Raw genomic sequence first — 13531 nt, forward strand, 5'->3', positions numbered from 1 at the left:
TCAGAAGTAACGCACAGCCTCAGAGGGAAAGCGCCATGTCGTGGGAAACAGCGTCACGTTTGTCGAGGAAATTTTCTTCTCGTCTGGTCGTTGCATGCAGCAACGTCACCGGGGCAATCGTTCTGTGTGTATTACTAGTCGGCTACGGTCCGCTCTCTATGCGACAAGCGCGCGCACAAGAAAAACCCGCGCCGCAGGAAAAGGATGCTCCCCAGAAACTCGAGAAAATCAAAAACTCGATTGGCATGGAATTGGTACGGATCCCCGCAGGCAAATTCTTGATGGGTTCTCCTGAAGACGAAGAAGGGCACGAGGAGGGCGAGTTTCAGCGAGAGAAGACGATCAAAACGCCATTTTATCTTGGAGTCTATGAGGTCACACAGGAACAATACGAAGAGGTGATGAACAAGAATCCCTGGGAGGACAAAGGACCAAACTTGCCAGCGGGGAGTATATCATGGTGGGACGCTATGCGTTTTTGCCGAAAGCTCAGCGAGATGGAATCCGAAACCTACCGTTTGCCCACGGAAATGGAATGGGAATATGCCTGCCGGGCCGGAACCAAGACGACATTTAACTTCGGTGACAAAGCTGTCTATAAGGACGCCAATTTCCACCCCGCCTATCCGTACCCCTATTTGGAGGAGAGCGTCTCCAAGGAGGACTTTGGTCTCCCGGGAGTGGTCCTCCAGCCGGTTGGAGCGTACAAACCCAATGCATTTGGACTGTACGATATGCACGGCAACGTTTCCGAATGGTGCCTCGATCGATTGGACCACCGCTCGGACCTGTTCATCCTTCGCGGCGGCAATGGCAGAATCGCCGCCATGTACTGTCGTTCTGCGTTTCGGTATGCGCACAACGGCGGATGGAAATGGACCGGTTTTCGCGTGGTCAGAACTGTCGAGCCCGAACTGGGGGAAATCGAGATTCCCATCACGCATGCAATCGATCAGGCCGATCGTTACGAGACTGATGAGATGCTTGTCAAAATCAAAGAGGCCTTCTCCAAACCGGCAACTTCCCTCTTGCCGCCTGTCGTGATCTTTCCCGCCGTCGACGCCGAGCGACATGTACGCATTGACGGTGTGGGGCTCAGCCTCGTGACAAACTATGCAGTCGCCTACACACCCCAACGGCGTATGGCAATTAGCTTGCCCGAAGTGCGATCCCGTCTCTTAAATGCCGGCCTGTTTAAACCTGGAACCGAGATCGATGACGAGTCGATCAAAATCTGTCTCGCTGCCATCGGCGCTAAACATTACGTCTTGCCACAAGTCGTGGAAGAAAACGACAAGCTCAAGTTAACCTTTGCGGTGCGCACCCTCGACGATTCTGACGTCGAAGCGGCCACTCCGCTGATATTTGAAAAAGACCAACTGAATCAGATCCCGGGGACAATCGCTCGCGGCGTGTTGGAACAAATCGGAGCTGAACTGAGCGAAGCGGAAATCGCCCACATTTCGAAACCGAAGGTTCTCAGATCCAAAGATTTTCAACAACTCAGTCATATCGCCTGGACAATGACGTTCGGCAAAGACAACCGGGATCTGCTTCTCGTTGTGCTGCGTAATCCGCTGTGCCTACCTGCCTGGGAGTTGTATGTCTTTAACAGTAACCCAGCTGAGAAAGCCTTTGACCGCTTCAAAAAAGTAAAAATTCGATTGTTATGCGACCGGCTGCAAATATGCACCGGCGTGCGCAAGACGGCTTCGGACGATGAAATTCTAGCGTTGCTTGAGATGGCTCCGCAATTTCAAGGCGACTCCTATTACTACGCCGCACTAGCCATTCTCGCTAAAAATATGTCCGAACCGGAACTGGTCAGACAGATCCTTGAGGAATGGAGAAATGAAGACCCCGGCTATTCCGGTTGTCTCCAGCGCGGTCTGTTATTCTATGCCTGGGCCAATTCCGACAGAGAAACGGGAGATATCGTTCCGCCTGAAGAACGTCTCGAACTGGCGCAGCAAGAGCTGGAACAAGGCATTGAAATCAACCCGCAAGACTGGGAAGCTCGTACGCAGATGATCAAAGTTGCAATGGACTTGGACATGCCGTTCGAAATTGTTGACGAGCACTTTCAAGCAGCGATCAAAGCACGTCCGCGTTCCCGGCAAGCCTACTCCACGATGTTTGATGTACTCCAAAGTCGCTGGAACAACAATCTCGAGGAAAATAATCATGAGGACTTATTAATTTTTGCCGGACAGTGTGTTCGAACCGGATATTTCGAAGAGGGAATTCCTGATTTGAGCATGGATTTCATCCGAGATACCATCGAAATCCCCGGCGACCGCGCCATCGTGCGCACCTCCTCTCGCGATCCTGAATTGTGGGCAATCGTGTCGGATTACAACCAGGGTATTCAAGCCATAAAGAACAGCCCCGGAGTGGACTATTCCGCCAAGAAACGATACGCGCGAAACCTATATGCCAAATATGGAGCCTACGGCAGTCATTTTGACAAGGTCGCTGACACATTTCGTCAATTGGAAAAGGAAGGCCCCGACCCGTTAGTCTTCTGGGACGGTTTCACCTACGCGTTTCTTCGCGATCTTGTCTTCTCGCAAGAGGAATCGGGACAAGCACAAAATATCGCCGCCATGCGTGCCGCTTTAGATGTCGGTAACTTCGACGCGGCAGCCAGGTGGTTGGATAAGGTGAAGGCGGACAACGATGGCGACAAAAAACTGATCAAACGCAATCGACTCGCCATCAAACTAGGCCGACAGCTTCGCGAAGAAGGATTTCTCGATTTGTCGGCCGAGACCATGTTTCAACTGTTCGACGGCATTGATGACGCGTGGAAGGTCGATGACGACGCACTCGTTTGTCACCTGCCCGCCCAAAAATCTTCCCTAATTCTACTCCCCTTTGGTATTGAGAACGCGGAAGTGACGGGAACGATCCGTTGGATGGATCTCCCCAAAAAAGTGCACGTCCATTCACATACCCGCGCGCTGCGAGACAACGTCGCCCTGCAATATAATTTGCAAAATATTCAGTACAAATGGGTAGGGCTTCACCGTGGAAATAATCGCAAACGTTTCAGAAACGGCGATAACTTCCAAGGCGATGAGGTGAATTTTCGCATGACCTTGGGAACCGAAGAAGATACATTTTCTCCAGCAACAGAAATTGAGTGGTCAGCACTCGTGATCGAAAACGTTCCTTCCGGATTTGGATTTCAAGTCGATGCTGCGGATGGAAATGCCTCAACGGTTCGCTTCACAGATGTGCGGATCGAGTTGATCGACTGACCGCAGCCGTTCACCTGAGTACCGGACCTTTATCGCGATACATCGCTTGCATGGGCGAGATGCGAACCTTCTCGGCACTGACACCGCGTGATTCCTGGTGATACGTCAGCCGAAACAACGTCAAGCGGTCCGCTGCCGATGTCTCTCGCCCCGTCTGCGGGCTTTGCATCACTTCCCGGGTCGTGCCGATTTCATCAAGCGTCTCCCGTCTGTTGGCCCGCGTCAGCACAAACACGCTTGGATTCTCGATCCGGTCATCCAGTGCAAAACTCAAATTGTGCAACGGCACGGCATTTTCGTCCAGATAAAACAGCAGCATGAACCCCCGTAAGGCTTCGACATTCAAATCGACGAGAATCTGTTCGTCGGCCGGAATCTGTGCACGGACATCGGTGAGAAACTGCGTGTCAATGCGGTGCGTGTCGACATATTTCGCAGCCACCACATGTCCAAAGCTGTAGGCCAACGCCATCGTCATAAACAGCGCCGTCGCAGCGCGTGTGGCAGACAAATGCATAATGGCCCACGACAGCAAGACAATCAGAAACGGACAAGCCACCATCACAGGCAGGTACACATTGCTGCCGCCCGGGATGCGATCGCGCAATAGCCAAATCGTCACCAAGATTGGCAACGCCGTGGTTCCCAAACTCCAAAACGGATTATGCATCGATTTGGGCCACGCCAACATCGCTTCGCGGACCTTAAACAGTCCTACCGCAGCTAGGATCGACCAGGGAGCGATGGCATGTAATAAGTAGTGATGGTGTTTGCCTTGTGCCAACGAGAAGACTGCCGGCACAAAGATCGCCCAGCACCACAAAAACCGTTCAGCGGAGTACCGCGTCTGTACCGCCGCACCGCGCGTGGCCCACAGGCCAAATGGAATCACCAACGTCCATGGAGCGAGAATCCACAATAGATTGACCGGATAATACCACCACGGTTCGGCACTGGCTTGATAACTCCCATCGAGTCGCCCCCCCAGATCAAACCGCCAGACGTCGACGACGTCGGGATATCGTAAATAAGCGGCAACGGGCCAAGCCAGCATCACAACGGCAAATGCCAACCATCCCCAAAACCAAAGGTAACGACGAATACGGCCGAAGTCGGCGTTCCACAGCAAATAAGCAGCCATGGGAATCACCGCCATCGCGGTTCCAAAGATGAGGCCTTTTGCGAGATTGGTCATCCCCAAAGCAATAAACAGAGCGAGAACCGCCGGTCGCCGGCCGCCAAAAAAACCGCACGGTTCGCGGACTTCATCCGCTGGATTGGCATCAGCAAATTCCAGTTTGACGAATAACACGACCGCTGCTGTAACCAGTCCGCACAAATAGATCTCGTCTTCAGCCAGCCAGGCATATCGCAGGAATTGGCAAGTGGTAGCCATAACAAAACCACTCAACAGCCCCAGTCCTCGCCCGAAAAACAGCGTGGCCATCCATGCCACCATCAACACGACCGCTGTCGCCACCAACGTCGGTCCCAACCGGACGATGGCGACCGTATCGCAGCGGCCAAAAAGCGACGCAACTGCGACAGTCGCCCATTGCGGCAACGGTGGACTTTCCATCCACGGGGCGCCACCCCGTTTGGGAACCACCCAGTCGCCGTCAGCGTACATTTCGCGTGCGCTTTGCGGCAAGACGCTCTCATGAATGCTCAACCCGCGTCTACTGACCATCGCCAGTCCGAAAAGGACCAAACAATAGACAGTCAGCAGCAGATAATCTCGGCGTCCCAGCCGTGCAGTTTGATCCCAGCCACCCATCCAAAACTCCATTTTTAGAAATCTACCAACGCGGTTCCTCCGCACGGTCAATGCTTGTCTCGTGCTGTGCTCGCTTGTTTCGCTTGGCCACGCGTCGACCTGGGAGCGGCGCTGTTCGGCTCGTTGAGCAATTGTAACTCAGTCTGCACAAACGCATGATCCGAGGCCTCGTTGTCGATAACAGCCGCTGACACCGTCCGAAACCCCTTCATAATCACCCAATCGCGACCGCGTCCCGGTGTCGCGGCAAGTGCACTGCGCACCCCCGGCGTCGCCATTAATCCGCGCATTCGCGGATCGGTCGCCTTGACGTTCAGATCCCCCAAAAGGATGGCTGGTGTTTTGAGTGTAAGAAATAGGTTCGTGACAGCCGAGAGTTGACGCTCCCGGTCTTCGCTCAAATCAACATGGGCGATCAGCAGTTGTACGGTTTTGTCTTCCAGACGAAAACTGGTTAAGAGTGCGTTGCGATACGCGTGACCGGACATCGCTAAGGGGATTTGATGCATTTGCGAGAATTCGACGTTGGTCAGCAATCCGTTGCCAAAATCATTGCGGCCCCATCGCCATTCCGTGGGAGCAAAAACCGCCGACATTCCCAGCAACTCACCCAGCTCGTGCGCTTGATTCGATGCGTAACTGCCGCGGACTTCGTGCAATGACACAATATCCATGTCGTGGATGCACTGTGCGATACGCCCGACGTCCCGTTTGCCGTCTTTTCCCTTGCAACCATGGATGTTAAATACGCCGATTCGTATTGTGTCCCTCTGATGGGACGAAAATTGAGGCGGGGTGCTGAGCTTCAATGAGTGACTAAAATTCACAGGTTGACGCCATGATCCATACCAGGCGATTCCGGCCACCACAACAAACAGGCACATCACCCAATACGTCGGGCGGCGTGGTTTCAAAGCCTGGCCTTGCTTGTTCAATTGTGACACCGTTTCTCCAAATCGCTGCGTGCGTTACTCTTGGGGCCTCGGCATTTCTTGGATTGGCGGAAAGATAAGATAGTGAGCGAATCCGTTCAATACCGGTCCTGTTAAACCTTGATGAAGATTGTCAGTGAGCTTGGTAACCATCTCGAATCACCTCTCAAAACAGACACTTCCGCTGGATGACTCAACAAAACAGGCTCAAGCAAATAGAAGCAGCCTGCCGCGCGGCCAGCCCCCCAAGTTCTGACGGATTCCACAACACATTGCGGGACGCTCATCTCAATTTTCTGCCGGCTGCTTCTCTCACACCCGATCCAGGGGATTGAGGTATGTAACCAGAGCGACATGATATGATCGAAGCAGCGATGCGAAGACACTGAGTGCCCAGTACCGCAGCAGGCTGTAATTGGCGACGTGATCGCCAACTCTTCACTCCACGCCGTTCTTGTTGATACAATGCTGAAACGAGGTGCAGGAACGACAATCCATCACCCTTAACTTGGGAGCACGAACCCATGCAGCCTGCTCAGCCCGGTGAACGAGTGCAAATTCGTCCCGCGAAAATGCCAGACAGCCACTCCACGTCTCTGGTCAAAACCGAAAAGCTAAACATAGTGCGACTAGTCGTCAGCGCCGGCAAGGAAATACCGCAGCATTCCGCACCTGGTGAGTTGATCGTGCAATGCTTGGAAGGGCGTATCGCCTTTTCATGTCTGGGGCGGAGCCAGGACCTTGCGGGCGGGGAGTTACTCTATGTGCCAGATTCGGCACCACATTCATTGACGGGTCTCGAAGACAGTATCCTGCTGTTGACGATATTTCTTTCTCCCAGCGATGCGGGTGGAGTCAGCGAGGTTGACGAAACCTCCATGGAGTCCTTTCCCGCCAGTGATCCCCCGTCCTGGACGGGCACCACGAGATCTTAGCGACCGCATTCTGCGAAATGCACCATCGCGTTTTCGTTCAATCAGCTTGCGACACGAACGGCTCTCCTCAAACACAAAAAAAGCCCGGACTACGTTATGTAGTCCGGGCTTGAGTGTCGGCCTATTGGTGCTTCCGGCACCTCAACTCATTATCGGGGAGTCGTTCGATAATGCATCCGTTGTTCGTTGCAGCTTATGCTGCGATGCGTTTGTTATTTGGCCGCACGACGTTGTTGGCGACGGCGGAAGCCGATCAGGCCAATGGCACCGAGGCCCATTAGCACGAACGACGAGGGTTCGGGAACCGGATTGACCGGCGGCGGCTCGGTGGTGAAGCTGATGTTGTCGACACCCACACCGCGATCCACTCCGCCCAGATCCAAGACGGCTTTCACAGCCACGCCGTCGGCGATGACCAGCAGGTTTTCCCAGTTGCCGTCGATCGGCTGATTTTGCAGATCCGCTGTGAAGGAGGTCATGCCAACGATGTTCGTCATCGCCTCATCGGAGAACAATGTCAACATCGCTGTGGCCGTCGATCCGACGTTCTGTGCTCCCCCATCGACACGGAAGTCGAAGATGTCCATACTCAAGTCAGTAATGCCATCGGCAAAGCTGAAGACGTAGTCCGCCGAATTGATTGCGACATCACCCACGGTATCATCGGTGAGGAAGAACCCTCCCGCCCGACCGTCGACAGCCTCGTCGTCACTGACTGCGGCGTTTCCACCGGTGGTAAATCCCGTCCTAGGGGGCGTTCCAACCTCAGCAATGTAGGAGAACGCCGAGTTGGTGTTACCAGTGGTGGAGATCGTGACCAAATTGTCACCCGTGTCGATCGCGCTGTTGATGATCTCCAAGTCGGAGTAGCCGCTTTCGAAGTCAATAAACCCAGCCTGTGCATCTAAGCTACAAGCAAGCAATAAGGCCGCACTCAACATCAAACTAGTCTTCATCGTAACTCTCCCCTTGATTAGCCCAAAACAAAAAATGGTGAAACTTCAAACGATGTCAATCATGCCGTGACTGATAAACAGGCCGACCCTTTCATCAATCGACAGGATCTCACATAGTTCACCAGTCCAATGGTTTAGGAAAAATTGTGCCAATTGAGTGCGCATTTGAATTTTCATTCGTAACCCATCGGCTGCCAACACATTACGTTCGGAAAACCATTTGCGCGCACACCGAGCTTGTTGTGGTACTTGTAAAGAGGACGAGTCACTTGCCTTATCAAAAGGTAAAGCCTGCTTAGCGCGCTGATTTTCAGAAATACTCACATAACACGACCAAACGCGCTTTGAGGGTTGACGGAAAATATCGCGCTAACCGTCCGCGACCGATGCAATGCGAATAACAGTGCTGCCAGACACAACACCCACCATCGCCCTTATTGAACTGACCTGTATTTCGAGCAGTGCGAAACGGAGAGGGCTACAGTGGCGCAAGCGCGGGTCGGCGGCCTGTTGCTGTCAAAGAATTCATCTTGATTCTGTGAAGTGAATCGTGATGACTGGTCGGCGCTCGCCATCGTGCGCGCCGATTCAAACAAAGTCCGCGAACCTGATTAGCTGTTTGCGTGTCCGTTCCGGCGATTGCTAGTGGTACGATCACACTGATTTGTCATACCAACTTTTGTCGACTTCACAGAAAACCCTTGGGAATTCGCGACATTGTCAAAAATTCCGCATGACATCTCGAAGTGGACGCTGCCCTAGTCTTGACCACCCGGATCGACGCTTGTACATTGTGACTACGTAGAAAAACTACTTTTTAAGACATTGAGACACATGTTTCGTTTCCTCCTCCTCAACCTTGCTCTTCGACTGTCCTTGCTTACGGAGGGACGGGGTTAGGTTCTATTTCGAGGAATCTTCGCGAATTTGCGACCCTGAGCCCTTATCTCCAAGGCCTCAGGGTTTTTTTGTGGGGCAGGGGAGGTCACCGAACCCAGGGCAACAACCAAACCGTCTTGTTTTTAATTAACGACTTACTTTTCACACGATTACCTTTCCCACGGAGAACATTGGGATGTCCGGCGAACAAATCACCATCTTCGACACCACGCTGCGCGACGGCGAACAGTCCCCCGGCTGTAGCATGAACACCAACGAAAAGCTGGAAGTCGCCGGTGCTCTCGTCGAACTGGGTGTCGATGTGATCGAAGCGGGCTTCCCCATTGCGTCCCCCGGAGATTTTGAAGCCGTGCAGTTGATCGCACGTGAATTCGGCAGTCGAACCACAATTTGTGGTTTGGCCCGTTGTCGCAACGAAGACATTGACCGGGCATGGGAGGCGCTGAAAGATGCCGAGCAAACTCGGATCCATGTCTTTTTGGCAACCAGCAGCATCCATCGTGAGCACAAGTTGAAGATGGACAAAAGCGAGATTGTCCAACAGGCGGTCGAGTCGGTGAAACGAGCGGCCGGTTACTGCTCCGACGTTGAGTTCTCACCCGAAGATGCCGCACGGACCGAGTTGGATTTTCTGTGCGAGGTGATCGAAAAAACAATCGACGCCGGCGCGACAACGGTCAATATCCCCGACACGGTCGGCTATGCAACACCCTCGCAGTTCTACAACTGCATCGCCCATCTGAAGAAAAACGTGCCGAACATCCACAAGGCCGTGATCAGCACGCACTGTCACAACGACTTGGGCTTGGCCGTCGCCAACAGCATGGCCGCTGTCGAAGCAGGTGCCCGGCAAGTGGAATGCACAATCAACGGCTTAGGCGAACGGGCCGGCAATGCCGCACTGGAAGAAATTGTGATGACGCTGCGAACGCGTAGCGACTATTACGGCTGCGATACGCGGATCAACACCAAACGTTTGTTCCCCACCAGCCGGTTGGTTTCGACGATCACCGGCATGCAAGTCCAACGCAACAAGGCCATTGTCGGGCAAAATGCATTCGCGCATGAGGCCGGCATCCATCAGCATGGCATGCTGCAGGAACGAACGACCTACGAAATCATGCGGCCGCAGGACGTTGGTTTTTCTGGCACAAATTTGGTGTTGGGAAAACATAGTGGACGCCACGCCTTCCGCGATCACATCATCGCCATGGGCTACAAACTGGACGACGAATACTTCGAGCAAATCTTCGCTGATTTCATTGCCTTGGCGGATAAGAAAAAAGATGTCTACGATGCCGACATCGCCGCCCTGGTCGAAAAACGCATCGGCGACACCGGCGATGCGTGGAAGATGATCAGCCTGCACACCTCCGCTGGGACCGGGAGCATTCCCACAGCGACGATTGAACTGCAGTACAAAGACCAAGAACCGCAGCGCGACGCCGCCACGGGAGACGGTCCAGTCGATGCAGTCTTCGGCGCGTTGGAACGAATCATCGGCATCTCCGCCCGGTTGCGGGATTACCAAGTCCGCAGTATCTCGGTCGGCAAAGACGCACAGGGCGAGGTGACGGTCGAAATCGAAACAGGCGGCCGCACGTACTTCGGCAAAGGCTTTAGCACCGACATCATCGAAGCGAGTGCGGCGGCGTACTTGAAAGCACTGAACAAAGCCGTCGCCGGAGCAGGCCAACCCACCCCCGCACGCCCCGAAGCGGTGTAAGACACAGCGGGGGACGGTGAGGGCGAAGCTCCTGCTGAGCCGCGAATGACAACAGACTCACGCCAAGCCGCAAAACAGTGGGGACAAGCCGTTTCCTTATCTTTGCGAGGTTTGCGCCTTGGCGTGAGGTTTTTTGATCTGCCGACTCGCTAATCGCAGGATGATTCCGTCGCTTACGACCCCTCGCGATGTATCAACCCATCATCGAAATAATTAATCGACATCCCCGCATCAATCACCAACCCTTGTGCGTTGATGCCGGATGAACGGGGGCTCATCAAGAAGGCGACCGTGTAGGCGACTTCCTCGGTGCTGACCGCTTGTTTGCGGAGCGTGGCTTGTTCGGCGTACAGGTAGCTGTCGACGTAGCCCGGGATGCCGGCCGATGCGGAGGTTTTTAACAACCCCGGGCAGACGGCGTTGAAGCGGACGTGCGAGAACTGCGAGAACGACTTTGCCAAAAAGGCGATCGACGAATCGAGCGCTGCTTTGACCGGGGCCATATAACCGTAATTCTCCGCTGCCATCCGCGTGGTGGAAATCGAAATTGCGGCGACGCTGCCGTTTTCTTTATCGAGCAGTTCGCGGAAAGCGTTGCAGATCGCGATCAGTGAATAGCAGGAAATGTCGATCGCCTGCAGAAAAGCAGGGCGGGGCGTTTCGTGAAACGGCAGCCAACCGGCGGAGTAATCGGCGAAGGCGATCGAATGCACAATGCCATGCAGTTGGGGGTGCGCCGCGGCAATGTCGTCGCGCAACTTGTCGATCTGTTCTTGATGTTCGACATCGCAGACATAGATGGGAGCCTCACCAACTAGTTTTCGCACCGACTCCTGCCGCGCGGGCGAGCGGACGACATACACAACAGTCGCCCCCGCTTCAGCCAGCACACGCCCGGTATGAAAGGCGACGCTCTTACGATTGGCGACCCCGAAGACGAGGACCGTTTTGCCCTCAAGTTGCAGAAAATCCATTGAAAAACCGTTTCACAAAAAACCAAACGCTCCCGAATCTCCCGGCTCAACGGGAGTGCCACAACGCATGCGACAACGTCGCCGCACTGTGACAAATTCGGCGATAAACGGCAAGCGTCTGTGCGACGATTGCACGCCTAACCCCGCACATCCACCGGCTGCCGTCGCAGGTCGTCGATGATCGCTTGCACGCTGGCAAACAAATCCGATTGCGGCAGGTCGGCGGCGGATTGGAGTTCTTCTTGTAGCGAACCGAGCAGATGCGCACGCAGTAGTTCGGAAAACCAAGTCACCCGCCGGGCTGTGAAACCAGCTTGGAGTTGGCGGAACTTGCTTTCTAGATACCGCAACCCCTCGGACGTGCCACTCACAGCCGCTTCGCCCACCACAACAGCTCCGGTGCCGCCGGCGATATCCCCCACGATATGCACGGCGGCTTGCGTCATGGCGTCTCCCATCAAAGGAGAGACCGCTTGGCCGACCGGTAGGCCGCCGGCAAAGAAAAACACGACCGACGTCATCGGCCGGGCTGCGGCAGCAACGGTATCCAGACGTTTTAAAAACGAATACATCTGTGGGCTGTCGTCGCGGAAGGTATGCATCTGTGCCGCGACGAGTTGTGACATCTCGTCCGCCAAATCCAGCGATTTGTATTCGGTCGAGAGGGTCTCCAACAATGCCTCACGTGATTTTCCGGCTAGGACTTTTTCCAATCGTGGCTGCAGCAGGGCATTGCCGAATTGGCTCAGTTGTGTCAATCCGTCATACAGGCGGCTGATGGCTTCGACGATCGTATTCCATTCCCGGCTGCGGTATTCCTCCAGCGGGTCGGTCGGTTCACCCGCGATATGATTCCGCGCCCAGCGAAACGGGGCAACGACACCGCGGCCGACGGTGTTGTAAAAATTGTGCACCGCCCGAGGAAATCCCTCGCGCTGTTCCCGCCACCAGTCGCGAACGTGATACACAAGCAATGAATTCGGCACGGGCGGCCAGTCATCGATGCGAGCCAGCTGATTCGACGAAAACAATTCGGCCGCTGATTGAAAGTCGAGGCTTTTGAGCCGCACTTCATCCAAGTATCCCGGCACACCCTGTTGTGGGTCCAACAATCGGGCCAACGAGGTTTGCAACGTGTGATATTTGATGTCGTCAAAACGAAGTTGCGACAATTCCGCCGACAGGTCGCGGGCATCGTCAAGCGCGGCCGACGGTTCGTCGGGGACAGGAAATTCGCGAATGTAAAACGGCAGCCGACCATTCTCCGCCGCTTCGCGATCGTGCGGAGCCAGATACACGCATTCAGGTCGAATCTCTGTTTCCCGGCAAAAGGTGTCCAGCCATAGCGGCCAATATTGTTCGTCGTCGGGGAGTTGGCATTGATTGAAGACAACGATGACCGCCTTGCCTTCGACGGCCGCTTTGCGAAAAAACTGTTTGACGGCGGCGTCGTTATATTTTTGTTGGGTCAACAGGGCGATCAACACGTCGGCGCAATGCCGAATGCAATCGGCGCGGTGCCAATTGACCTCTGCATCGCTATCGATGTCGGGCGTATCGAGCACCAGCAAATTCTCCGGCAATTCCGGAATCATCCGCCAAAACAACCGGTGCTCGGCCACCTCTTGCAGCGGCGCAGCTGCATCGGTCCACTCCTTGACGACGAAGCCCTGGAAAATGGCCGAAAGATCATGCCGTTGCGAAAACCCCTGGGGAACCAGGCAGGTGGGATGTTTTGTCCCCGAGGCGAGCGGGCTGGTGGCACTGGCGTCGCAGCCTGCCAGATGATTGAACACCACGCTTTTGCCGATATTGGTCCCACCGACGACAGCGGCGACGATGTAGGGATCGCCGACCAGTTGCGGCATCAACTTGCGGGTCAGCAGTTCGTACCACTCCCGTCCGGCGAGTGGGGGCAACTGCAACAACCGCGTCGACTGCTCCAACTCCACAACCGCGGCATGCAAACGCCGCACTCCCTGTGCACTTTCGGCAAACGGCGTGGCCATATTGGTGTGGGTCTCCGCGAAGTTGATAGAGCGGCGCCGGCGCGCCAATCGAACGAAGA

8 protein-coding genes are annotated in these 13531 nt (G+C 54.7%); 2 read left to right on the top strand and 6 right to left on the bottom strand.

What is annotated here, in order from left to right:
- Window positions 1-158: 158 nt before the first annotated feature.
- Window positions 159-3263, top strand: coding sequence for an SUMF1/EgtB/PvdO family nonheme iron enzyme (locus CA54_RS19860; RefSeq protein WP_197532640.1), 3105 nt, complete (start codon window positions 159-161; stop codon window positions 3261-3263).
- Between the two features lie 10 nt (window positions 3264-3273).
- Here CA54_RS19860 and CA54_RS19865 read toward each other — a convergent pair whose 3' ends face one another.
- The 4 genes from CA54_RS19865 to CA54_RS19880 form a co-directional block, all read right to left on the bottom strand.
- Entirely contained in the window at window positions 3274-5040 is a 1767-nt protein-coding gene (locus CA54_RS19865; protein ID WP_197532641.1) for an ArnT family glycosyltransferase, read from the bottom strand.
- A 47-nt stretch (window positions 5041-5087) separates the two neighbouring features.
- Window positions 5088-5924, bottom strand: coding sequence for an endonuclease/exonuclease/phosphatase family protein (locus CA54_RS19870; protein ID WP_231963170.1), 837 nt, complete (start codon window positions 5922-5924; stop codon window positions 5088-5090).
- Window positions 5925-7119: 1195 nt separating this feature from the next.
- Window positions 7120-7863 (bottom strand): PEP-CTERM sorting domain-containing protein, encoded by a 744-nt coding sequence (locus tag CA54_RS19875; RefSeq protein ID WP_146372741.1) that lies wholly within the window; start codon window positions 7861-7863, stop codon window positions 7120-7122.
- Between the two features lie 45 nt (window positions 7864-7908).
- Entirely contained in the window at window positions 7909-8187 is a 279-nt protein-coding gene (locus CA54_RS19880) for a hypothetical protein (protein WP_146372742.1), read from the bottom strand.
- 751 nt (window positions 8188-8938) lie between these two features.
- Here CA54_RS19880 and CA54_RS19885 point away from each other — a divergent pair.
- The gene (locus tag CA54_RS19885) at window positions 8939-10489 is read left to right on the top strand and encodes a 2-isopropylmalate synthase (RefSeq protein WP_145376642.1); all 1551 of its coding nucleotides are present in this window, start codon (window positions 8939-8941) and stop codon (window positions 10487-10489) included.
- Window positions 10490-10662: 173 nt separating this feature from the next.
- On the opposite strand, the gene CA54_RS19890 is transcribed toward CA54_RS19885, so the two are convergent.
- Both CA54_RS19890 and CA54_RS19895 read right to left on the bottom strand, forming a co-directional pair.
- A complete protein-coding gene (locus CA54_RS19890; RefSeq protein WP_146372743.1) occupies window positions 10663-11463 on the bottom strand; it encodes an enoyl-ACP reductase FabI in 801 nt (266 codons plus the stop codon).
- Window positions 11464-11600: 137 nt separating this feature from the next.
- Window positions 11601-13472 carry a GTPase gene (locus tag CA54_RS19895; protein WP_146372744.1) on the bottom strand — a complete coding sequence of 624 codons (1872 nt, stop codon included), beginning with the start codon at window positions 13470-13472 and terminating at the stop codon, window positions 11601-11603.
- Window positions 13473-13531 lie beyond the last annotated feature (59 nt).

It is taken from the genome of Symmachiella macrocystis, assembly GCF_007860075.1.
In the GTDB taxonomy this organism is placed as follows: Bacteria; Planctomycetota; Planctomycetia; order Planctomycetales; family Planctomycetaceae; genus Symmachiella; species Symmachiella macrocystis.